At 68.7% G+C, this 22,756-nt stretch carries 20 protein-coding genes; 8 read left to right on the plus strand and 12 right to left on the minus strand.

Features of this window, described 5'->3' with window-relative positions; translation table 11 throughout:
• Window positions 1-19: 19 nt before the first annotated feature.
• The 3 genes from LG380_RS12355 to LG380_RS12365 are packed head-to-tail and all read right to left on the minus strand — an operon-like array spanning window position 20 to window position 1,294.
• A complete protein-coding gene (locus LG380_RS12355; RefSeq protein ID WP_225765499.1) occupies window positions 20-469 on the minus strand; it encodes a hypothetical protein in 450 nt (149 codons plus the stop codon).
• A complete protein-coding gene (locus tag LG380_RS12360; RefSeq protein ID WP_225765500.1) occupies window positions 454-813 on the minus strand; it encodes a hypothetical protein in 360 nt (119 codons plus the stop codon). Before LG380_RS12360 ends, LG380_RS12355 begins: the two co-directional genes overlap by 16 nt.
• Before the next feature lie 31 nt (window positions 814-844).
• Window positions 845-1,294, minus strand: a complete 450-nt coding sequence (locus LG380_RS12365; RefSeq protein ID WP_225765501.1) for a hypothetical protein — start codon at window positions 1,292-1,294, stop codon at window positions 845-847.
• A 157-nt stretch (window positions 1,295-1,451) separates the two neighbouring features.
• Here LG380_RS12365 and LG380_RS12370 point away from each other — a divergent pair, with 157 nt between their 5' ends.
• Together LG380_RS12370 and LG380_RS12375 are read left to right on the plus strand one after the other, a co-directional pair.
• Window positions 1,452-3,941 carry a DEAD/DEAH box helicase gene (locus LG380_RS12370; protein ID WP_225766601.1) on the plus strand — a complete coding sequence of 830 codons (2,490 nt, stop codon included), beginning with the start codon at window positions 1,452-1,454 and terminating at the stop codon, window positions 3,939-3,941.
• Entirely contained in the window at window positions 3,938-5,026 is a 1,089-nt protein-coding gene (locus LG380_RS12375; RefSeq protein ID WP_225765502.1) for a ribonuclease H-like domain-containing protein, read from the plus strand. Before LG380_RS12370 ends, LG380_RS12375 begins: the two co-directional genes overlap by 4 nt.
• Before the next feature lie 92 nt (window positions 5,027-5,118).
• Here the strand turns inward: LG380_RS12375 and LG380_RS12380 are convergent, their stop codons facing one another.
• The 3 genes from LG380_RS12380 to LG380_RS12390 all read right to left on the minus strand — a co-directional run bounded on the left by LG380_RS12380 (window position 5,119) and on the right by LG380_RS12390 (window position 8,528).
• Complete coding sequence (locus LG380_RS12380) at window positions 5,119-6,918, minus strand: M56 family metallopeptidase (RefSeq protein ID WP_225765503.1); 1,800 nt, start codon at window positions 6,916-6,918, stop codon at window positions 5,119-5,121.
• A 3-nt stretch (window positions 6,919-6,921) separates the two neighbouring features.
• Window positions 6,922-7,308: a BlaI/MecI/CopY family transcriptional regulator gene (locus LG380_RS12385; protein ID WP_225765504.1), complete on the minus strand. Its 387-nt coding sequence runs from the start codon at window positions 7,306-7,308 to the stop codon at window positions 6,922-6,924.
• A 101-nt stretch (window positions 7,309-7,409) separates the two neighbouring features.
• On the minus strand, window positions 7,410-8,528 hold the full coding sequence (locus LG380_RS12390; protein ID WP_225765505.1) for a saccharopine dehydrogenase NADP-binding domain-containing protein: 1,119 nt from the start codon (window positions 8,526-8,528) through the stop codon (window positions 7,410-7,412).
• Window positions 8,529-8,640: 112 nt separating this feature from the next.
• Here LG380_RS12390 and LG380_RS12395 point away from each other — a divergent pair, with 112 nt between their 5' ends.
• A complete protein-coding gene (locus tag LG380_RS12395; RefSeq protein ID WP_225765507.1) occupies window positions 8,641-8,964 on the plus strand; it encodes an I78 family peptidase inhibitor in 324 nt (107 codons plus the stop codon).
• A gap of 18 nt (window positions 8,965-8,982) precedes the next feature.
• Here the strand turns inward: LG380_RS12395 and LG380_RS12400 are convergent, their stop codons facing one another.
• Together LG380_RS12400 and LG380_RS12405 are read right to left on the minus strand one after the other, a co-directional pair.
• Complete coding sequence (locus LG380_RS12400; RefSeq protein ID WP_225765509.1) at window positions 8,983-10,092, minus strand: SDR family oxidoreductase; 1,110 nt, start codon at window positions 10,090-10,092, stop codon at window positions 8,983-8,985.
• A gap of 47 nt (window positions 10,093-10,139) precedes the next feature.
• Entirely contained in the window at window positions 10,140-10,382 is a 243-nt protein-coding gene (locus LG380_RS12405) for a hypothetical protein (RefSeq protein WP_225765511.1), read from the minus strand.
• A gap of 146 nt (window positions 10,383-10,528) precedes the next feature.
• On the opposite strand from LG380_RS12405, the gene LG380_RS12410 reads away from it, so the two are divergent.
• The gene (locus LG380_RS12410) at window positions 10,529-10,843 is read left to right on the plus strand and encodes a hypothetical protein (protein WP_225765513.1); all 315 of its coding nucleotides are present in this window, start codon (window positions 10,529-10,531) and stop codon (window positions 10,841-10,843) included.
• On the opposite strand, the gene LG380_RS12415 is transcribed toward LG380_RS12410, so the two are convergent.
• On the minus strand, window positions 10,821-11,885 hold the full coding sequence (locus LG380_RS12415; protein WP_225765515.1) for a DNA topoisomerase IB: 1,065 nt from the start codon (window positions 11,883-11,885) through the stop codon (window positions 10,821-10,823). The genes LG380_RS12410 and LG380_RS12415 overlap by 23 nt on opposite strands.
• A 123-nt stretch (window positions 11,886-12,008) precedes the next feature.
• Between LG380_RS12415 and LG380_RS12420 the strand changes: the two genes are divergently transcribed.
• The 3 genes from LG380_RS12420 (at window position 12,009) to LG380_RS12430 (ending at window position 18,507) form a co-directional block, all read left to right on the plus strand.
• The gene (locus LG380_RS12420) at window positions 12,009-12,401 is read left to right on the plus strand and encodes an I78 family peptidase inhibitor (protein ID WP_225765517.1); all 393 of its coding nucleotides are present in this window, start codon (window positions 12,009-12,011) and stop codon (window positions 12,399-12,401) included.
• Between the two features lie 166 nt (window positions 12,402-12,567).
• Window positions 12,568-17,022 carry a glutamate synthase large subunit gene (gene gltB, locus LG380_RS12425; protein ID WP_225765520.1) on the plus strand — a complete coding sequence of 1,485 codons (4,455 nt, stop codon included), beginning with the start codon at window positions 12,568-12,570 and terminating at the stop codon, window positions 17,020-17,022.
• 18 nt (window positions 17,023-17,040) lie between these two features.
• Window positions 17,041-18,507, plus strand: coding sequence for an FAD-dependent oxidoreductase (locus tag LG380_RS12430; protein ID WP_225765521.1), 1,467 nt, complete (start codon window positions 17,041-17,043; stop codon window positions 18,505-18,507).
• Between the two features lie 69 nt (window positions 18,508-18,576).
• Here LG380_RS12430 and arsC read toward each other — a convergent pair whose 3' ends face one another.
• Window positions 18,577-18,975, minus strand: coding sequence for an arsenate reductase (glutaredoxin) (arsC, locus tag LG380_RS12435; protein ID WP_225765522.1), 399 nt, complete (start codon window positions 18,973-18,975; stop codon window positions 18,577-18,579).
• The gene (locus LG380_RS12440) at window positions 18,975-20,030 is read right to left on the minus strand and encodes an NAD(P)-dependent alcohol dehydrogenase (protein WP_225765523.1); all 1,056 of its coding nucleotides are present in this window, start codon (window positions 20,028-20,030) and stop codon (window positions 18,975-18,977) included. Before LG380_RS12440 ends, arsC begins: the two co-directional genes overlap by 1 nt.
• A gap of 355 nt (window positions 20,031-20,385) precedes the next feature.
• Between LG380_RS12440 and LG380_RS12445 the strand changes: the two genes are divergently transcribed.
• The gene (locus LG380_RS12445) at window positions 20,386-21,258 is read left to right on the plus strand and encodes a methylglyoxal synthase (protein ID WP_225766603.1); all 873 of its coding nucleotides are present in this window, start codon (window positions 20,386-20,388) and stop codon (window positions 21,256-21,258) included.
• Between the two features lie 226 nt (window positions 21,259-21,484).
• Here the strand turns inward: LG380_RS12445 and LG380_RS12450 are convergent.
• Window positions 21,485-22,575 (minus strand): IS3 family transposase gene (locus LG380_RS12450; RefSeq protein ID WP_225765524.1). Its coding sequence is split into 2 segments (ribosomal slippage): window positions 21,485-22,317 and window positions 22,317-22,575, totalling 1,092 coding nucleotides; the frame shifts between segments, so codons are not numbered across the junction.
• Window positions 22,576-22,756 lie beyond the last annotated feature (181 nt).

Below are 22,756 nucleotides of genomic sequence, written 5' to 3' on the forward strand. Positions count from 1 at the left end.
GCCGGGGGCGCCCGCCTGATCAGATGTCCTTGTAGCTGTTGGCCGCTGCGATCACGGCAGTCAGCCGTTCGCTCTCGGCCTTGGGGTCTTCGCCGAGGACCTGCCGGTTGCCGAAGTCCCTGGCCCCGCCGAAGCGATGGTAGACCTGCACCATGCGCTCGCTGGCATTACGGACTTCCAGCGTGGTCCACGCGCCGTCGCCGCTCACGCCCCCGATGCGCACACGCTTGCTGATGCGCTGACCGGGCTTGAGCCCGCCCTCCTGCTCGAAGTTGGTGGTGGCCCAGTAGCTGGCGACGGGGGTTTCACCGCCGTCCACGTGCAGCTGCAGGTTCCAGTCCATCTTGCTGAGCGACAGGTCACTGCCGTTGTCGATGACCATGTGCACCACTGGCATCAGGCCGAAAAAGTCCTTTTCCAGTTTCAGCCGCACTTCCGGCACGGTGATCCGCATCAGGCGGGCACGCATGGCCTCGGCCGCTGCAGCCCGGGGAGCCAGCTCGGCGATGCGGGCCGGGTACTTCTCCAGCACCGCGGCCACTTCGCCACGGATGATCTGGCGCGGCGTGGCGTGGCGTGCGGGTAGCGCGCGTGCAACTGGTCCTGGTCGATATCCGACACGGCCCAGTTGAAGGCCTTCTGCTCGTGATCGCTCATCTGCGCGAACGCCGGGTTGAGCGAGGCGAAGTAGGCGTCACTGCCCTGGCCAGTGACCAACTTGCGATCCAGCGGGCCGGCGCAGGCGACCAGCAGCACGCACAGGGCCAGCAAGCAAAGGGCACGGAGCAGGTTGTTTCGATTCAGCATGGGCATCCCGGTCAATCCGGTCTACGCCGCCGGGGGGCTACGGCGTTGCCTGGTGATCGCCCGGTGGCGGTGCGGGCGCGTCCTCGGCCCAGCGCGCGGCGCGCGCCCACTGCTCGTCGTCCAGCGGCGGTGGCCGCGCCGCGGCCCCCTGGATCTGGTCGGGGCCGCCGGTGGCCTTGTTGAGCCAGCGCCCGCCAAGGATCACGCCCTTGGTGATGCCGTACATGATGTAGCCGTGGTAATCGAGCGCGATCTGCTCGGGCGTCGGCGGGTTCCTGAAGCGCTTTGCGAAGGTGTTGGGCGGCGGCGCGAACGGATCGCGCAGCGGTTCCTCGTCCTCCGGCCTGATCGCGCGCACCTCGCCCAGCGTCACCGGCTCGCGTCCGTCATCGGCCGACGGTTTTGCGACATCGGCCGGCTGCGCCCGCGCCACATCCCATGGCGCCATGGCCAGCACCACCATTCCCATCCAGACCCTGTTGCACATTCCATTCCCTGGCAGCTGTCGATCCGGCGGCGAGCTTAGGCCGGCCCGCCTTTGGATTTCGTTAGCCAAGCTGACAGGTTCAGCCTGTGGCGCGTGTCGGTCTCACAGGCTGAGACCCCGCTGTGGTTCCATGGCGCCCTTTGACCGGCACCGGATCCTGATGGCGTTTTCCCTCGCTCCCCGCACCGAAGCCAGCGAACGGGCGCTGGCCACCACCGACGGCCTGCCCTCGCGCGATGGCGCGTTGCTCGGCCAGCGGCTGGCGCGGCGTTATGGCGACCGCATCACCGGCAGCTTCACCATTCCCGGCCGCGAAGGCAGCTACGCGCCGATCCCCGACGACGTGCCCGGGGCACTGAAGGCCGCGCTCAAGGCGCGCGGTATCGAACGCCTGTACTCGCACCAGGCCCAGGCCTGGCAGGCGACCCAGCGCGGCGAGCACGTGGCCATCGTCACCCCGACCGCCTCGGGCAAGTCGCTGTGCTACACCCTGCCGGTGGTCAGCGCGGCGATGCAGGGCAATGCCAAGGCGCTGTACCTGTTCCCGACCAAGGCGCTGGCCCAGGACCAGGTGGCCGAGCTGCTGGACCTCAACCGCGCCGGCGACCTCGGCCTGAAGGCCTTCACCTTCGATGGCGACACGCCGGGCGACGCACGCCAGGCCATCCGCCTGCATGGCGACATCGTCGTGTCCAACCCGGACATGCTGCACCAGGCGATCCTGCCGCATCACACCAAGTGGGCGCAGTTCTTCGAGAACCTGCGCTACGTGGTGATCGACGAGATCCACACCTACCGCGGCGTGTTCGGCAGCCACGTCACCAACGTGCTGCGCCGGCTCAAGCGCATCTGCGCGTTCTACGGCGTGCAACCGCAGTTCATCCTGTGCTCGGCGACGATCGGCAACCCGCATGCGCACGCGCAGGCGCTGGTGGAGGAGGCGGTCACCGCGATCACCGAATCCGGCGCGCCCTCCGGCGACAAGCACGTGCTGCTGTGGAACCCGCCGGTAGTCAACGCCGATCTCGGCCTGCGTGCCTCGGCCCGTTCTCAGGCCAACCGCATCGCCCGCATCGCGATCAAGAGCGGGCTGAAGACGCTGGTGTTCGCGCAGAGCCGGCTGATGGTCGAGGTGCTGACCAAGTACCTGAAGGACATCTTCGACCACGACCCGCGCAAGCCGCCACGCATCCGTGGCTACCGCGGTGGCTACCTGCCGACCGAGCGCCGCGAGGTGGAGCGGGCGATGCGCGCCGGCGACATCGATGGCATCGTCTCCACCTCCGCGCTGGAGCTGGGCGTGGACATCGGCGCGCTCGACGTGGTCGTGCTCAACGGCTATCCCGGCAGCGTGGCCGCGACCTGGCAGCGCTTCGGCCGCGCCGGTCGTCGCCAGCAGCCGTCGCTGGGCGTGATGGTGGCCAGCAGCCAGCCGCTGGACCAGTACGTGGTGCGGCATCCGGACTTCTTCGCCAATGCCAGCCCGGAGCACGCGCGGATCTCGCCGGACCAGCCGCTGATCCTGTTCGACCACATCCGCTGCGCGGCGTTCGAGCTGCCGTTCCTGGCCGGCGAGCCGTTCGGCCCGATCGACCCACTGGTGTTCCTCGAGGCGCTGGCCGAGACCGAGGTGATCCACCGCGAGGGCGACCGCTGGGAGTGGATTGCCGACAGCTACCCGGCCAATGCGGTGAGCCTGCGCGCGGTGGCCGACGGCAACTTCGTGGTGGTGGACCGCAGCGACGGCAAGCAGCAGATCATTGCCGAGGTCGACTACTCGGCCGCGGCGCTGACCCTGTACGAGGGCGCGATCCACATGGTGCAGTCCACCCCCTACCAGGTGGAGCGGCTGGACTGGGACGGCCGCAAGGCCTACGTCACCCGCACCCACGTGGACTACTACACCGACTCGATCGACTTCACCAAGCTCAAGGTGCTGGACCGTTTCGACGGCAACGGCGCCGGCCGCGGTGACAGCCACCACGGCGAGGTGCACGTGGTGCGGCGCGTGGCCGGCTACAAGAAGATCCGCTACTACACCCACGAGAACATCGGCTACGGCCCGGTCAACCTGCCCGACCAGGAACTGCACACCACCGCGGTGTGGTGGCAGTTGCCGCAGGCCACCCTGCTACGCGCGTTTGCCAGCCGCCAGGATGCGCTCGATGGTTTCCTCGGCGCGGCCTATGCGCTGCACATCGTCGCCATCGTGGCGGTGATGGCCGACGCGCGCGACCTGCAGAAGGCGGTGGGCAGCGGCGATGGCGCCTGGTTCGCGGTGGCCGACCAGACCGGCCGCGGCCAGCTGCGTGGCCACGAGGACGGCGAAGGCTCGGTCGAGCTGATGCAGGCCTTCGTGCCGACCGTCTACCTGTACGACAACTTCCCCGGCGGCGTTGGCCTCAGCGAGCCACTGTGGCAGCGCCAGGCCGAACTGGTGCAGCGCGCGCTCGAACTGGTGCAGCGTTGCGACTGTGCCGCCGGCTGCCCAGCCTGCGTCGGCCCGGTGCTGGCCGCGCAGGAGGAAGGCCAGGCAACCACGCCGCGCTCGCTGGCGCTGACTGTGCTGTCGCTGCTGTCCGACCAGCATTGCGATTCAGTACCGACGGTGGGCATGTGCGAGGAGGCGCTGGACCTGCTGGCATGAGCATCAGTCTGGACAAGCTCAAGGCGCTGCGCCGCCAGGCCGGACAGGTCGTTGCCACCCCGGCGACGGACAAACCTGCAGCAGCGGCGCCGGCGACCGTGCGCGATGCCGCCGCCGGTGACACCGCGGCCGAAGTGCCGGCCAATCCGCCGGCAGCGCCTGCGCGCGAGACCTCGGTGTTCGGCTGGGTCGAGCAGATCCGGCACAAGCCGGCCGAGCCGGCGCCGCCTGTCCAGCCGGTAACCACCGCCCCGGTCCGGCGCGTGGCCGACGGTGCCGCGTTGCGCCGCCTGCTGGGCTCGCGCAACCGCGCCATTGCCGAGGTCCGGAGCCCGGCGCGCAGTGGGCCGGTCGACCGCGAACTGCCCGGCACCGAGGTCGCGCCCGGGCTGCACCTGATCGAGGCGTTCCTGCCGCAGCCGATCCCCCGGCAACCGCTGTCGCTGGCCTTCAGCAAGCGCCCGGAAGAACATGTCGCCCCGGCCGACCTGCTGTTCTTCGATACCGAGACCACCGGCCTGGCCGGGGGCACCGGCACCCGCGCCTTCATGATCGGCGCCGCCGACTGGCACCACGATCCGGCGCGTGGCGAGGGCCTGCGCGTGCGCCAGCTGCTGATGGCGACGATGGCCGCCGAGAACGCGATGCTGGAACTGTTCGCCAGCTGGCTGGCACCGACCACGGTGCTGTCCAGCTACAACGGCCGCTGCTACGACGCCCCGCTGCTCAAGACCCGCTACCGCCTGGCCCGGCGTGCCGAGCCGCTGTCGGCGCTGGACCATGTCGACCTGCTGTTCCCGACCCGTCGCCGCTACCGCGGCACCTGGGAGAACTGCCGGCTGGCCACGATCGAGCGCCAGCTGCTGCGCATCGCCCGCGAGGACGACCTGCCAGGCTCCGAGGCGCCGGCGGCGTGGCTGGGCTACCTGCGCGGCGGCAGCGCGCGCAACCTGCGCCGCGTCGGCGAGCACAACCACCAGGACGTGGTGACCCTGGCCCAGTTGTTCCTGCGCCTGGTCGAGGAACAGAAGAACGACGACGAGCGCCTGGCACTGGGCATCACCGGGGAAGCGCTGGTCGGTTGAGCAACGCCGCCGGCACTACACATGCCGGCAGTATCGGAAGCCCGTGAAAAAAGCCCGCATGTGCGGGCTCTCTGGATCGCCGGCAGTAATGCTCAACCGTGGGTCGGCCGGGCGATGCCGTTGCGGATGGACTGTTCGATCAGTTGCCGCGCCTCGCGCCGGGCCCGCTCACTGGCTGCTGCCTGCTTGCGACCCAGTTCGGCCTGCTGCTTGGCCAGCTCGGTCTGGCGTGCGGCCAGCTGTTCCATCTCCTGGTGCACGCCGGAGGCTTCCAGTTCGCGCTGCGCATTCCTCACCTTCAGCTCGGCCTGCTCGCGTGCCTTGCGTGCGGCCTCGCTGTCGCCGGCATGGGCCCGCGCCTGGCGGGCGTGCTCGGCCGCCAGTGCCGCCATGCGTTCGCCCATTTCGCCCAAGCGTCCGCCCAGTTCGCCCTGGCGTTCACCGAGCTTGCCCTGCTGGTCGCCCAGTCGGCCCTGGGCCTGGCCCAGGCGCATGGTTTCGGCGTGCAGGTCGTGGAAGCGGGCCAGCGTGGCGGCATCGCGGACCACGTATTCGCGGCCTTCTTGGCGCACCCACAGCACGCCCTTGCCGTCGTCGAGACTGCGCGCGGCCTGGAGGTCCTGGGCCGAGCCGTTCATGACGTTGTGCCCGTCCTTCACCAGCACGAAGGCGTCGCGGTTGTCATGGCCCAGCCGCAGGCTGCCGTGGGTGACGGTTTCGGCGCCGGGAACCGGTGCCGGGGGCGCTGGCGGAGCAGGCGGAGCCTTGGGAGCCCGGGGCGCAGGCGGCGCGGGGGGTGCATCCGGCATCGGCGGCGCCGTCACCACCGGCACGGCGGGCATCGGCGGCGGGGACGGAGGCGATGGCATCGCCGGGGCCGCCGGGACTGGTGGCGGCGGCGGTACGACCGGCATTGCCACCAGCCGCAGCGGCAGTACGCCCAGCACGGTGACCGCGGCGAGGATCAGCCCGGCGCCCAGCCGCGGGAAGGAAGAGGTGTCCTGCAACATGAGCAATCTCCGCTTGAGACTGAGGAAGGAGGGCGACGCGCTGGCCAGGCCGGCAGCCGGTCGCGGGGCAATGCCCAGCTGCAGCAGCAGCCGGCCATAGTGCTGGCGGCAGTGGCGGTTGCCGGCGATCACCGCCGCATCCACCGCCACCTCGCGGGCAATGGCGTATTCGCGGGCGGCCAGTTGCACCAGCGGGTGGAAGAAGAACAGGTGCTGGGCCAGCGCCGGCACCAGGCCCAGCCACAGGTCATGGCGCTGCAGGTGGACCAGCTCGTGGGTCAGCGCCATGTCCAGCTCGTCGTCGTCCATCCGCGCCAAGCCATGGGCCGGCAGCAGCAGGACCGGACGCCACGGACCGACCAGTTGCGGCGAGTCGATCGCCTCGCCCAGCATCAGCCGCGGCGCACGGCGCAGGCCATGGGCTTCCGCCGCCAGCTGCAGCGCGGCGTTGAGCTTGGCGTCGTCGCAGGGCCGGGCGTGGCGCAGCTGTTCGCGGCTGGCCCGCCAGGCCCGCACCGTGCGCAGGCCCGTCACGCCGACCCCGGCCAGCCACAATGCGAGCAGGGCATGGCTCCACGACCACGTCGGCGACGTGGCTTCAAGCGCCATCGGGACGACCGTCGCTTCGACCGGCGCGATGGCCACGGCCTGCTGCACCACCACCTCGGTACCGGGCGCGGGCAGCAGCGGCACTTCCAGCGGCGACAGCCACGCCAGGCCCAGCACCGCCTGCAGCGCGACCAGCCACCACAGCGCGCACTGGGTCCGGGCCGGCAAACGCTTCACGTAGCGGCACAGCAGCCACACCACCGCTACCAGCACCACGCTCTGCAGGCTGGTGGCCCACAGCCGCTCCGCCAGGTGATCCATGAATGCATGCATGGTTCAGCCCTCCCGCCGCTGCGACTGCAGCTTTGACACCAGTGCTTCGAGTTCGGCCAGCTCGTCGTCGCTGACCTCGGCCTTCTCGGCCATCCACGCCACGAACGGCGACACCGAGCCCTGCAGGGTCTTCTCGACGAAGGTCGCCACCGCGCCCTGCACCACGTCCTGCTGCTCGGCCGTAGTCTGGTAGCGGTACACGCCATCCACCGGCTCGCGTTGCAAGTAGGCCTTGGAGCGCAGCCGCTCCATCATCGTCAGGATCGTGGAACGGGCCAGGCCACGCGGTTCGCCGAACCCGGCGGCCACCTCGCCGACGCTGGCCGGCTCGTTCTCTCCGATGTACTGCAGCAGGGCCAGTTCCTGGTCCCCGATCGTCTTGCGGCGCATTGCTCCGACTCCGTGATTACATTTGTCGTCACCGTAGGCATGACGACACTTGTAGTCAACCAGCCGGAAGTCACCCCCCGCGCCGTTACGTTGGCGTCCGTTCAGCCGCGCGGAGTCGTGAAGACCTGGCTCTCGATGCCCCAGCGTGCGAACTCGCCCTCGAAATCGGCCAGGGTCAGCAGCCCCATGCAGGCCTGCGCCCCGGACTCCAGTTCGCGGCCAGCCGCAAGCTGGCGGGCCAGCAGCACTGCGGCAAGGCACGGAATCTCCGGCCCGTGCAGCATCGGCGCGGTCAGGTCCCAGTACAGGGTGTGCGGCTGGCCGCCGCGCTGGCCACGCAGCGCGATGCGCATGCCGCCGAGGTCGGTACCGAAGCGATCGAACCAGCGGCCCGCCCTGGCCATCGTGTCGGCCATCGCATGCATCGGCAGCGGCAAGCCGCGCTGGCGCAGCCAGGCGACTACCGCCAGGCAACGCTGCAGGAACGTCACTTCGAGCGCGGCACGGAACTGCACCGTGCGTACCCCGGGATACCGCGCCGGCAGCAGGTCGTGGTCGGGCACATCGCAGGGCGAGGCCAGGCGCGGTGCCAGTTGCGCGAACTGCACGCGCTGCGGCTTGGCCCAGCCGACCACCGTCTGCCAGCGCCCGTCCTGCCACCACCGGAACGGCTCGCCGCAGTAGGACAGCACCGCGCGCACCGTGGCCAGGCCGAGCGGGGTGGCCTGCGCCGGCGCGATCACGATGCCGATGTGCTCGAGCTGGTCGAACTGGCCCACCAGCGCATCGATCACCGCGCTGGACAGCGCCGGCAGGGTACTGGCACCGGTGACCGCGCAGCGGCCGTGGCGGCGGGCCAGCGCATCGAGCGCGGCCGGGAACCCCCGCACGAAATCGCGGCCGTCGGCCAGGTCGATGTAGTGCATGCCGGCCTGCAGGCAGGCGCGGGCAACGCCATGGCCCTGGCCCTGGAACGGGCCGGCGGTATGGATGACCAGCTGCGCGCCGGTTGCCGCCAGCCGCGACGGGAATCCGGGGTCATTGATGTCCAGCCGGCAGGCGCTGACCGGGCTGCAGGCGTCCTCGATGCCTGGGACGGGGCGGGCTTTACGGCCGGCAGCCAGCACCTCCAGACCCGGCGTCCGCGCCAGCGCGCGCACGATGCGCGAGCCGAAATGACCATGGCCGCCCAGCACCACGATCCGGTAACCGTCCGTCATTCCACGCTCCTTCCCTGGCAGGCGCCCATTATCGGGCAGGTGGACCGGGGGTTTCCGCTTTGCTCACCTGGTCCGGGGCACAATCGACCCACTCCACTGCCGAGGTCCTGACATGCGTGCTTCCCTGTTCCTGCCCGTGGCTGTCTTCTCGCTCAGCGCCTGCGCTACCCCGTCCAACGCTCCCACGCCGCCGGAAGAGGCCGCGCCCAGCGTACGCCCGGTCGACGAGGGCTACCGCTGCAATCCCGGCGCGCTGGATGGCTTCGTTGGCCAGGTCGCCACCGAGGAGGTGGTGCAGAAGGCGGTGAAGGCCGCCGGCGCCCGCCATGCCCGCATCGGCAAGCCGGGCATGGCGATGACCATGGACTATCGCGAGGACCGGCTGACGATCTCGGTCGACGCGCAGAACCGGATCGAGCGGATCAGCTGCGGCTGATCCACCCGGCGGCCCGCCTCATCCGCGCGGGCCGCCCATCACCGGCAGGATCACGCCGTTGACGTAGCTGCCCATCACCGGCGAGGCCAGGAACACGTAGGCCGGTGACAGTTCTTCAGGCTGCGCGGCACGGCCCATGTCGCTGTCCCTGCCGAACTCGGCCACGTCCGGCGCTTCCTTGTCGGCCGGATTGAGCGGCGTCCACACCGGACCCGGGGCCACGCAGTTGACGCGGATGCCCCGCGGCAGCAGCTGGCTGGCCAGCGCCTTGGTGAAGGCGTGGATGGCGCCCTTGGTCGAGGAATAGTCGATCAGCGACTTGCTGCCGAAGATGCCCGTCTCCGAGCCGGTGTTGATGATGCTGGCGCCCTCGCCCATGTGCGGCAGCACCGCCCGCGCCATCTGGATGTAACCGCCGATGTTGGTCTGCAGGGTTTCCTGGAGGTGCTCGTCGTCCAGGTCCTCCAGGCGGTGGCAGTGCAGCTGGAAGGCCGCGTTGTTGACCAGGATGTCGACGCCCCCGAAGGCCTCGACCACTTCCTGCACGGCCGCGTTGCAGAACGAGGGGTCACGCACGTCGCCAGCAATGGTCAGGCAGCGCGCGCCCTCGTCCTCGACGTACTCGCGGGTGGCCTCGGCATCCTCGTGCTCGTCCAGGTACAGCACGGCGACATCGGCCCCTTCGCGGGCGAACAGCACCGCCACCGCGCGGCCGATGCCCGAATCACCGCCGGTAACGATCGCGCGCATGCCCTTGAGCTTGCCGCTGCCGGTGTAGTCCGGGGCGAGGAAGCGCGGCGCCAGCGACAGCTCGTGCTCGTTGCCGGGCTTGGCGATGTGCTGGGCCGGCATCTTCTCCGGCTGGCGACGGGTGCCGGCCTGGGCGGGCTTCTTCTTGGCCGCCTGTTTGCTGGCGCGCGCGTCCTTGGCCTTTTCCAGATCCTGCAGGCGGCGCTGGCGTGCGGCCACGCGAGCCGCGCGCGGATCCTCGCCCGCCGACTTGCGGGTCGCGGTCTTGACCACGCGCTTGCGCGGGCTTTCGGTCGTGTCCTGGGTGGATGCCTTGGTGTTCTTGCGTACCTTGGGCGCCGCCTTCTTGCGGGCCGGAACCTTCTTGGCAGTAGCCATGGGGTCTCCTTCTCTGGTGCCACCGCGCGGGTGGCGGATGGGGGCACTCAGGCGCGGTCGGCGACGCCTTCCACGCCGGCATGGCCGGCATGGCCGGCGCAATGTGCGCAGCAGTAGATCGCACCCTTGCCTTCGACACCGTGGCCGATCACCGTGCAACCGCAATGCGCGCAACGCGGGGCGAAGGCATGGATGGCGCACTCGAACGAATCGAAGGTGCCGCGACGCTCGCCCTGTTGCAGGGTGAATGCCTTGTCGTAGTCATTGCCGCATACATCGCAGTTCGCCATGGCGTGCTCCCTGGAAAGTGGAGCCCTCATCCTCGCCAATGCCGCGGACAGACCGGGTGAACGGCGTGTCGGCGTGGCGTGCACTTTCATCGCCTGCACACGGCGCAGGACCCACGCTTTCGCTCCCCGTCTGAAGGAGCATCGCCATGTCCCGTCGCCTTTCCCTCTACCTTGGCGCGCTGGCCGCGATTGGCTTGTCCGCGTGCAGCACCACCCAGGTCGCGCGGGTGCAGCCGATCGATGGCGTGATCTCCGGCCAGTGCCATGTCGACATGGTGCGCGGTGCGGTGGGGCTGGCTGCATCGCCCGGTGCGGTTGAACGTGCCCGCGTGGACAGCGACAGCCTGCAGGTGCGGGTCGTCCGCGACGGCGAGGCGACGGTCGGCAATCCGGCCGGTGGCGAGCGCCTGACCATCCATACCGGTCCCTGGAACAACATCACCGCGATCGGCTGCGGCTGATCCGTCGTGACTTGCGCAGGTACTTCAGCGCGGCCTGCTCCCACTGGCGCTCGCCGCGCAGCCCGGCCAGCGCGGTGAGGTCGCCGCGTTCCCAGCCCTCGAACACGCTCGGATCGATGTAGGACTTGCGGCAGACCGCCGGTGTGTTGCCCAGCAGCGACGCCACCTTGCACACCACCTCGCGCTGGGCCGCGGCCAGTGCTGTCTTGCTTGCCGGCTCCGGCAGCTCGGTGATGGCGAACTGGCGCAGCGCCTCCATCGTGCCACCCCAGGTGCGGAAGTCCTTGGCGGTGAATTCCTCGCCCATCACCTCGCGCAGGTAGTCATTGACCTGGCCCGAGTCCACCGGCTGCAGGTTGCCCTCGTCATCACGGTACTGGAACAGCGCCTGCCCGGGCAGCTGCTGGATGCGCCTGACCATCAACGCCAGCTGGCGGTCGTTGATCTCGATCTCGTGCTGCTGGCCGGACTTGCCGCGGAAGCGCATCTGCACGCGGCCACCCGCCACCAGTGCCAGGTGGCGGTTGCGCAGCGTGGTCAGGCCGAAGGACTTGTTCTGCCGCGCATAGGTTTCATTGCCCACGCGCACCAGCGTCTGTGCCAGCAGCGCGACCACCGTGGCCAGCACCTTCTCGCGCGGGAAGCCGGCCAGCCGCAGGTGCTGGCGCACGCGCCGGCGCAGCTTCGGCAGCGCCTCGCCGAAGGCGATGATGCGGTCGAACTTGCCATCGCCACGCACCCGCGCCCACTCGGGGTGATAGCGGTACTGCTTGCGTCCACGCGCGTCGCGCCCGGTGGCCTGCAGGTGGCCGTTGGCATCGCAGCAGATCCATACGTCGGTATAGGCCGGGGGCACGGCCAGCTTGCGGATGCGCGCCAGCTCCTCGGCCTCGCGCACCAGCCGGCCATCGGGCCAGCGGTAGCTGAAGCTGCGTCCCACGCGTCTGCGGGCGATGCCGGGCACGGTGTCGTTGACGTAGCGCAGGCCGGCGCGACGGGCGGCCTGCACGGTGGGATCGACGCTTGCGCTGCGGGAAGGCAAGGGGCCGGCATTCCTTGGGGATGGAACGCGATGGTGCGGGCCGCGGCGTCAACGCCGTGCGGTTCGCCGTGCAGGTGGCGTGACGGTATCCTTGCGGTGTCATTCCAGCGTTCCGGAGCCTTGATGCCTGTCACCACGTCTTCCCGTGTTTCGCGCCTTCGTGGCGGAATCGTCCTGGCGATGCTTGTCGGCCTGGTGGCATGCCAGGGACCGGAGCTCGATGAGCAGGAGCGCGAGACTGCCGACGCCCGCGCTGCCGCCGAACAGGCCGCCGTTGCCGACGCACAGGCCGGCACCGAACCGCCACCGGTCGGCAACTGCGATGCCACCCAGGTGCAGGGGCTGGTCGGCCAGGCGTATACCGACGAAACGGGTGAACAGGCCCGCGATGACGCCGCCGCGCAGCAGTTGCGCGTGCTCAGGCCCGGCGACATGACCACGATGGATTTCGTCGGCGAACGCCTGAACATCGAGCTCGACGAGAAGGGCAACATCAGCGGCGTGCGCTGCGGCTGACCTCTTGTTTCCCCCGTGAAATCACGGGGTTGGTTGCGGCTGCAACGGTGTATTGTGGCGCTGCAGCATCTGTGCTCTAGTCGGTCATCCGGTGCACCCTCCACTGCGCTCCAGGGACTGAGCGGGGAAGCGTGTCGCCGCTTTCCGACAGCGCAAAGAGGCACAGATGGCCCCCCGCAACCGCCAAGGGCTGTACAACCCACTGGATGAGCGCGATGCCTGTGGTTTTGGCATGGTTGCGCAGCTCGATGACCAGCCCTCGCGGCTGCTGGTGGACACCGCCATCGCCGCGTTGTCCCGCATGACCCACCGCGGCGGCGTGGCCGCGGACGGGCTGACCGGCGATGGTTGCGGCCTGCTGCTGCGCAAGCCCGAGGTGTTCCTGCGCGCCCTCGCCGACGAGGCCGGCATCAGCATCGGCAAGCGCTTCGCTGCTGGCGTGGTGTTCCTGCCGCACGATGCCGATGCCGCCCAGCGATGTCGCCAGCAGCTGGAGCAGCAGTTGCTCGCCGCTGGCTGCCAGCCCCGCGGCTGGCGCGTGGTGCCGGTGGACCAGGACGTGTGTGGGCAACTGGCGCGCGACACCCTGCCGCATATCGAACAGGTCTTCGTCGACGCCGGCGAAACCCAGCAGCCGGCCGATTTCGCCCTCGCCTTGTTCCTGGCCCGGCGCCGCGCCGAACAACTGTTGCGCGACGTGGCCGACTTCTACGTCACCACCCTCACCCCGGATGCGATCAGCTACAAGGGCATGGTGCTGCCGGACAAGCTCCCGCGCTTCTACCCGGACCTGCAGCGCAGCGACCTGGCCTCCAGCGCCATCGTCTTCCACCAGCGCTTCTCCACCAACACGCTGCCGCGCTGGCCGCTGGCGCATCCGTTCCGCATGCTCGCCCACAACGGCGAGATCAACACCATCGAAGGCAACCGCCGCTGGGCGCAGGCGCGCAGCAAGGTGTGGAAGACCCCGCGCTTTGACATCGGCGAATTCGACCCGGTGATCTCGATGCATGGTTCGGACTCGCAGAGCCTGGACAACATGCTCGAGCTGATGGTCAACGCCGGCATGGACCTGATCCAGGCGCTGCGCATCCTGGTACCGCCGGCAACGCAGTCGCTGGAGTTCAAGGACGCCGACCTTGCCGCGTTCTACGAATTCTACGGCCTCAACAGCGAACCATGGGACGGGCCGGCGGGCATCGTCGCCTGCGACGGCCGCTATGCCGCCTGCACCCTGGACCGCAACGGCCTGCGCCCGGCACGCTGGATGCTCACCTCCGACCGCCACTTCCTGGTTGCCTCCGAGGCCGGCGTGTGGGAAGTGCCGCCCGAGCGGGTGGTGCGCAAGGGCAAGCTCGGCCCGGGCGAGATGATGGCCATCGACCTCAAGCGCGGTGACCTGCTCGATTCGGATGCGATCGACCGCATCAACCGTGCGCGTGCGCCGTACAAGCAGTGGCTGCACCACGGCGTGACCTACCTGCAGACCGAGCTGATCGACCCGTCGCTGGTCGAGGAACCGTTCGACGAGCAGACCCTGCGCAGCTACCACAAGCTGTTCCAGCTCAGCACCGAGGAAGTGGAACAGGTGCTGCGGCCGATGGCCGAGACCGAGCAGGAAGCCACCGGTTCGATGGGTGATGACACGCCGATGGCGGTGCTCAGCCGCCAGCAGCGCCCGCTCTACGACTATTTCCGCCAGGCCTTCGCGCAGGTCACCAACCCGCCGATCGATCCGCTGCGCGAGGACTGCGTGATGTCGCTGACCACGCAGCTCGGCCGGGAGACCAACATCTTCGGCGCCGGCGCCGAGGCGGTGAACCACGTCATCCTCAACTCGCCGGTGCTGTCCCAGCGCAAGCTGCGGCAGTTGCTGAAGATGGAGCAGTACGCCGAGCGCAACCGCCTGATCGACCTGTCCTACAGCATCGAGGAAGGCCTGCGCGGTGGCATCGGGCGCATCTGCGCCGAGGCCGAGCAGGCCGCGCGCGATGGCATCGTCATGCTGCTGCTGTCCGACCGCTACCCGGTGCCGGAACGGCCGATGGTGCATGCGTTGATCGCCACCAGCGCCGTGCACCACCACCTCTCGGCGCTGGGCCTGCGCTGCGACGTCAACCTGATCATCGAGACCGGCACCGCGCGCGATGCGCACCACATGGCCTGCCTGCTCGGCTTCGGCGCCACCGCGGTGTATCCGTACCTGGCCTACCAGACCCTGTTCGACCTGGGCCGACGCGGCATCCTGCACCTGAAGAAGGGCGGCGAGCAGTCGCAGATCGGCCGCAGCTACCGCAAGGGCATCTACAAGGGCCTGTCCAAGATCATCTCCAAGATGGGCATCGCCACCATCGCCAGCTACCGCGGTGCGCAGCTGTTCGAGATCGTCGGCCTGGACGATGACGTGGTGGAGCTGTGCTTCCCGCACACCACCTCGCGAATTGGCGGCGTCAGCCTGCAGCGGCTGGACGATGACGCGCGCGAACTCACCGTGCGTGCGTGGAACGACCTGGTCAAGCCCGAGGTCGGCGGCCTGCTCAAGTACGTGCACGGCGGTGAGTACCACATGTACAACCCCGACGTGGTCATGACACTGCAGCGCGCTTCGCGCACGGCCGACCCTGCCGACTGGCGCAGGTACACCGAGGCAGTGCACGCGCGCCCGCCCTCGACCCTGCGCGACCTGCTGCGCCTGCGCCCTGCGGCCACGCCGGTGCCGCTGGACGAGGTGGAGCCGGCCGACAAGCTGTTCCCGCGCTTCGATACCGCGGCGATCTCGCTGGGCGCGCTGTCGCCCGAAGCGCATGAGGCGCTGGCGATCGCGATGAACCGCCTCGGCGGTCGCTCCAATTCCGGTGAGGGTGGCGAGGACCCGGCGCGCTATGGCACCGACAAGCGTTCGAAGATCAAGCAGGTGGCCTCGGGCCGCTTCGGCGTCACCGCCGAATACCTGGTCAACGCCGAGGTACTGCAGATCAAGGTCGCCCAGGGCGCCAAGCCCGGTGAAGGCGGCCAGCTGCCCGGCCACAAGGTCAATGAACTGATCGCGCGCCTGCGCTATGCCAAGCCCGGCATCGGCCTGATCAGCCCGCCGCCGCACCACGACATCTATTCAATCGAGGACCTGGCCCAGCTGATCTACGACCTCAAGCAGGTCAATCCGCAGGCACTGGTCTCGGTGAAGCTGGTCAGCCATGCCGGCGTCGGTACGATTGCCGCCGGCGTGGTCAAGGCCGGCGCCGACCTGATCACCGTGTCCGGCCACGATGGCGGCACCGGCGCCTCGCCGGTCAGCTCGATCCGCTATGCCGGCGTGCCGTGGGAACTGGGCCTGGCCGAATCGCACCAGGCGCTGGTCGGCAACGACCTGCGCGACCGCACCATCCTGCAGACCGACGGCGGCCTGAAGACCGGCCTGGACGTGGTCAAGGCCGCGATCCTGGGCGCCGACAGCTTCGGCTTCGGCACCGCGCCAATGATCGTGCTCGGCTGCAAGTACCTGCGCATCTGCCACCTCAACAACTGCGCCACCGGTGTGGCCACCCAGGACGAACGCCTGCGCGCGGGTTATTTCACCGGCCTGCCCGAGCGCGTGGAGAACTTCTTCCGCCTGCTGGCCGAGGAAGTACGCGGCTGGCTGTCCTACCTGGGCGCACGTTCGCTGGACGAGATCGTCGGCCGCACCGAACTGCTCGAGCAGCTGGACGTCGCCCCGCGCGAAGGCGTGCACCTGGACCTGTCGCGCCTGCTGGCACCGGGCCGGTTCGAGGGCGAGCACTGCGCCGCGCAGCGCCTGTACGAATCCCCCGACAGCCTGGCCACGCAGATGGACAGCCTGCTGGCCCCGGCGATTGCCAGCAGGACCGGCGGCGAGCACCGCTTCCTGATCCACAACACTGACCGTTCGATTGGCGCGCGCCTGGCCGGCAGCATCGCCCGCGTCCATGGCAACCACGGCATGGCCGATGCACCGCTGACCCTGCGCTTCCGCGGCACCGCGGGCCAGAGCTTCGGCGCGTTCAACGTCGACGGCCTGAACCTGGAAGTCGAAGGCGAGGCCAACGACTACGTCGGCAAGGGCATGGCCGGTGGCCGCCTGGTGGTGCGTCCGCCACGCGGCGCGCGCTTCGAGGCCCGCTCCACCGCGATCATCGGCAACACCTGCCTGTACGGCGCCACCGGTGGCGAGCTGTTCGTGGCCGGGCGTGCCGGCGAGCGCTTCGCGGTGCGCAACTCCGGTGCGCTGGCGGTGATCGAAGGCGCCGGCGACCACTGCTGCGAGTACATGACCGACGGCATCGTGCTGGTGCTGGGCAAGGTCGGCCTGAACTTCGGCGCCGGCTTCACCGGTGGCATGGCCTACGTGCTGGACATCGAGCGTGACTTCGTCGACCGCTACAACCACGAACTGATCGACATCCACCGCGTGTCGGCCGAGGGCTTCGAGCACCACCGCCAGCACCTGCACCGACTGGTCGGCCGCCACCGCGAACTGACCGGCAGCATCTGGGCGCAGCAGATCCTCGACGAGTTCCGCGACTACATCGGCAAGTTCTGGCTGGTCAAACCCAAGGCCGCCAGCATCGAGTCGCTCACCGAATCGCTGCGCCGCGCCGCCTGACCTGCCCACGGATACCCCATGAGCCGCAAGCAAGCCTTCCAGTTCCTCGACATCCCCCGGACCATGCCGCAGCGCATCCCGGTGGAGCTGCGCGTCTCCGGTGACTGGGGCGAGCTCTACGGCCGCTTCGGCAAGGAGGAAGCGCAATACCAGTCCGGGCGCTGCCTGGACTGCGGCAATCCGTATTGCAGCTGGAAGTGCCCGGTGCACAACGCCATCCCGCAGTGGCTGCAGCTGGTGCAGGAAAACCGCATCCACGAAGCAGCCACGCTGTGCCACTCGACCAACCCGCTACCCGAGGTGTGCGGCCGCGTCTGTCCGCAGGACCGCCTGTGCGAAGGCGCCTGCACGCTGGAGGAATTCGGCGCGGTCACCATCGGCGCGGTGGAGAAGTACATCGTCGATACCGCCTTGGCCACCGGCTGGAAGCCGGACCTGGGCGGCGTGGCGCCGACTGGCCAGCGCGTGGCCATTGTCGGCGCCGGTCCGGCCGGCCTGGCCTGCGCCGACCGCCTGGTGCGTGCCGGCATCCACGCCGTTGTCTTCGACCGCTACGAACAGATCGGCGGCCTGCTGCAGTTCGGCATTCCCAACTTCAAGCTGGACAAGTCGGTCATCGCCCGCCGCCGCTCGGTGCTCGAGGGCATGGGTGTGGAATTCCGGCTTGGCGTGGAAGTGGGCCGCGACCTGCCATTCGACCGGCTGCTGGCGGAGTTCGACGCGGTGTTCCTCGGTACCGGTGCCTACCGCTACACCGATGGCGGACTGGTCGGCCAGGACCTCAAGGGCGTACTGCCGGCGCTGCCGTTCCTGGTGCAGAACAGCCGCATCGTCACCGGCAACGATCCACAGGGCCGGCCGATCGCCGGCTGGGAAGACACCGTGCCGCTGCCCGACCTGACCGGCAAGCGCGTGGTGGTGCTCGGTGGTGGCGACACCGGCATGGACTGCGTGCGCAGTGCGGTACGCCTGGGCGCGGCGCGCGTGACCTGCGCCTACCGTCGCGACGAGGCCAACATGCCGGGCTCAGCGCGCGAGGTGGCCAACGCCCGCGAGGAGGGCGTGCGCTTCCTGTTCAACCGCCAGCCGCTGTCGATCGAGGCCGGCGCCGATGACGAGGTGATCGGCGTGACCGTGGTCGAAACCCGCCTACGCGAACCCGACGCCAACGGCCGCCGCAATGCCGAACCCATCGACGGCAGCGAGTCGCTGCTCGAGGCCGACGTGGTGATCATTGCCTTTGGTTTCTCCCCCACTGCGCCGGCATGGATGACCGAACAGGGCGTCCAGGCCGCGGCCAATGGCCGTCTGCTGGTCTCAGGCGATGGCCACCTGCCCTACCAGACCCACCAGCCCAAGGTGTTTGCCGGTGGCGATGCGGTGCGTGGCGCGGACCTGGTCGTGACCGCGGTGGCCGAAGGCCGCGATGCTGCGGCCAGCATTACTGCCTGGCTGGCCCAGCAGGTGGCGCGCAGCGCGGCGTAAGTTTCCGTGTCACCCCAAACAAAAGGGCAGCCCATGGGGCTGCCCTTTTGTTTGGGGTGCTGCGCTGGATCAGCCGCCAACGACCGTGCCGTCTTCCTTGATGAACGGCGCGGCCAGCGGCGGCAGGATCTCCAGCACCGTTTCCGCCGGCCGGCACAGGCGCGTGCCCAGGTCGGTCCGCACGAACGGCCGGTTGATCAGGATCGGATGGGACACCATCGCCTCCAGCAGCGCCGCGTCATCCAGCGACGGATCGGCCAGGCCCAGTTCGGCGTGGACCGTTTCCTTGCTGCGGATCGCCTCGCGCACGCTGATCCCGGCCGCGGCGATCATCGCCGCCAGCTCGTCCTTGCCCGGAACCTGTTTGAGGTACTCGACCACTACCGGCTCCACGCCGGCATGGCGCAGCAGCGCCAGCGTGTTGCGCGAACTACCGCAGCGCGGGTTGTGCCAGATCACCGCCTCCATCAGGCAGCGCCCTTCAACGTGGCCATGTCGATCACGAAGCGGTACTTCACATCGCCCTTGAGCATGCGCTCGTAGGCCTCGTTGATCTCGTCCATGCGGATCATCTCGATGTCGGCGACGATGCCGTGACTGGCGCAGAAATCCAGCATCTCCTGGGTCTGGGCGATGCCGCCGATCAGCGAGCCGGCCAGGCTGCGGCGCTTCATGATCAGGTTGAACACGTTCGGGCCCGGATGCGGGTGTTCCGGCGCGCCGACCAGCACCATCGTGCCTTCGCGCTTGAGCGCAGCCAGGAACGGATCCAGGTTGTGCTGCGCGGCCACGGTGTTGAGGATGAAGTCCAGGGTGTTGGCCTGCGCGGCCATCTGCTGCGCATCACGCGACACCACCACCTCGTCGGCACCCAGGCGCAGCGCATCGTCCCGCTTGTTCTCCGACGTGGTGAACAGCACCACCGAGGCACCCATGGCCTTGGCGATCTTCACCGCCATGTGACCCAGGCCACCGAGCCCGACCACGCCGACCTTCTGCCCCGGCCCGACCTTCCAGTGGGCCAACGGCGAATAGGTGGTGATGCCGGCGCACAGCAGCGGTGCCACCGCCGCGAGGTTGCCCTCGTGGCGGATCTTCAGCACGTAACGCATGTCGACCACGATGTGGTCCGAGTAGCCGCCCAAGGTGTTCTGCCCACCGAACATCGGGCCGTTGTAGGTACCGACGAAGCCGTTCTCGCAGTACTGCTCCTCGCCCTCGGCGCACGACGGACAATGGCGGCAACTGTCGACCATGCAGCCGACGCCGGCCAGGTCACCAACCTTGAAGTCACGCACATTGCTGCCCACCGCGCGCACGCGACCAACGATCTCGTGGCCCGGCACGCACGGATACAGCGTGTTCTGCCATTCGTTGCGGGCGGTGTGCAGGTCCGAGTGGCAGACGCCGCAGTAAAGGATGTCGATGGCCACGTCATCCGGGCCGGGTTCGCGCCGATCGAAACTGAAGGGTACCAGCGCCTGATCCGGCGAAAGGGCGGCATAGCCGTGGGCTTGGCTCATGGGGATATCTCCGTGATTCATCGATTCGCCGCGGGGCTGCGACGGGGGCGAACAGCTTAGACCAGGGTCGCGAACGATGCCGTATGCCTCGCCTCCTGGCTCGATGCAGCAGGAAAACACACCGTTGTGCAGGCCAGGCTGCATGCGGGGAGGCGACGGGTCACGCGGTAAGCGGTTGGTAGGGCGCGACCTGCTGCCATCAGCCGGGCGTTCCAGGCTGGGATACACCGCGGAGCTGTGGGACCAGCGCTGGCAGGGCATCGGAGGCGCCAATGCATTTGGGTCCGCCCGTAGCCCCATGCAGGAAACGCTGGCCATGGCGATACACTCGTGGTCCTTCCACCGGGAGTTACCCATGCGTCTAGGACTGGCCGCAAACCGCCTCCATCACCAGGATCCCGACGCTGCCCTGTTTCGCTGGCTGCGTTGCTGTGGGTCCGGAGTGCGCGAACTGCAGGTAGGCCTGCACGCGGTTGGACGCACGCACGACGCGATCGCCGATGCGGGACTCCTCGCAGGTTACGCCGGCCTTGTGCGCTACCCGTACGGACGCGACGGTGGACTGATGAAACTGGTCGCCGAAGTCGTCGGCATGGGACCGGAGCGCACACTCGACGGGGCGATCTACCTGATCGACCCGGTGGATCCGTCCTCGATCTTTCCCGAGGCGGTCGCGCTCAAACGCCAGTGCGTGATCCATGGCAAACCTTTCATTTCCACCGTCGCCACGGCACGTGACTGGCTGGAAGTCGAACGCATCCACGCCGGCCTGGCGCCGGATCCGGGCGCTGATGACCTGCACGACCCCGCCGGACAGACCCTGGCCCTGATCGCCCACGACGCGCTCAAGCCGCGGATGCTGGCCTTTGCCGACGCCCATTTCGACGTGCTTTCGGCATTCAGCCGTCGGGTCGGCACCGGCACCACCGGCCAGCGTCTCAACGAGCTGGCATGGAGCCGCGGTTGGCCGCGTGACACGCCATGGATCGAGCGCTACCAGAGTGGCCCGCTCGGCGGCGACGCGCAGATCGCCGACCAGGTCCTCGAGCGGCGTTGCCACCGTGCGATCTTCTTCGAGGACCCGCACGTGGCGCGCCAGCACGAGGCCGACATCCAGCTGCTGGAGCGCGCGGTGACCACGGTCACCGATTCGGCGGTGTGCATCACTTCGCCCGCGGTAGCCGAGCGCTGGGCGCAGGCGGTGGTGCTGCGCGCAGGCCGCAAATAGTCCCTGGCTACTACTTCACCAGTGTTTCCCAGTGCGCGGAAGCGGAGTGTTTACGTCATCTGGCAGAACGCAGATGGCGGCTTGCCAGGAGCTGGTCCAACCTCGACCGCACAATCCGACGCCGCTCCGCAATGTCGGCTAGCTCGGGCTGGAAAGCCGATGTCCTGCCTACGGAATTAACGACGTCCCCCCGCTTTCAGTAGCGGGGCTCTTTAGAGTCCGGGTTTCATCGTAGCGGCTTTGGCGCCAACTGTTCGGCATAAGCGGCCGGCGTCAGACCGCCCAAGGTCTTCTTCGGTCGTTCCTCGTTGTACTCCCGGCGCCAGGTTTCGATCTCGGTGCGGGCGTGCAGCAGCGTCGGGAACCAGTGCTCGTTGAGGCATTCGTCCCGTAGGCGGCCGTTGAAGCTCTCGATGTAGGCGTTCTGGTTCGGCTTGCCTGGCTGGATCAGGCGCAACTGCACACCGCGCTCGTGGGCCCACGTCACCATAGTCTTGCCGCAGAACTCCTTGCCGTTGTCGGTGCGGATCACCTGCGGCAGGCCGCGGGTCAGCGCCAGCCGATCCAGCACCCGGGCCACGCCGTGGCCGGAGATGGCCCGCTCCACCTCGATCGCCACCGCCTCGTGCGTGGCATCGTCGACGATGGTCAACGCCTTGAGCACACGCCCCTCGGCGGTGCGGTCGAACACGAAGTCCATCGACCAGACCTGGTTGGCGGCTTCCGGCCGCAGCAACGGTTGGCGCTCGCCCAGCAGCACCTTCTTCCGCTTGCGCCGGCGCACTTGCAACCTGGCCTCCTGATACAGCCGTTCCACCCGCTTGTAGTTCACCGGCCACTGCTCCTGCCGCAGCTTCAGATAGATCATCCCGACGCCATAGCGCTTGTGTCGCTGCGCCAGCGCCAGGATCCGCTCGCGCAGCTCGACGTTGCCATCCGGACGCGGGACGTAGCGCAGCGCGCTGGCGCTCATCCGTACCATGGCCAGCGCCCGTCGCTCACTCAGTCCCCGATCCACCAGATGCCGCACCAGCGTCCTGCGCACCGGTGCGGTCACCACTTTTTTCGCAGGGCGTCCTTGATGACGTCGTTCTCGAACAGCTGCTCGGCCAGCAGCTTCTTCAACCGCGTGTTCTCGGACTCCAGCTCCTTGAGCCGCTTGGCCTCTGGCACGCTCATGCCGCCAAACTTGCTGCGCCACAGGTAGTAGGAGGCCTCGCTAAAGCCGTGCCTGCGGCACAGCTCCTTGACCGGTAGGCCAGCTTCGGCTTCACGCAGGAAGCCGATGATCTGCTCTTCGGAAAAGCGCTTCTTCACGTCCAATCTCCGTCTCGTTGGGGATTGGACTCCAAATCGACCTGCTACTCAAAGATTGGGGGGACGTCGTTAACAGTCCGTAGACCCGTCACCCGTTGGCGTTCCACTAGTGGTCCGGGCTTGGCAGCTGGCCCATCCGCCTCCCTGCCGATCCGGGTCGCGGCAGCACCGCCGATTCCGC

Source organism: Stenotrophomonas sp. Marseille-Q4652, assembly GCF_916618915.1.
Taxonomy (GTDB): Bacteria; Pseudomonadota; Gammaproteobacteria; order Xanthomonadales; family Xanthomonadaceae; genus Stenotrophomonas.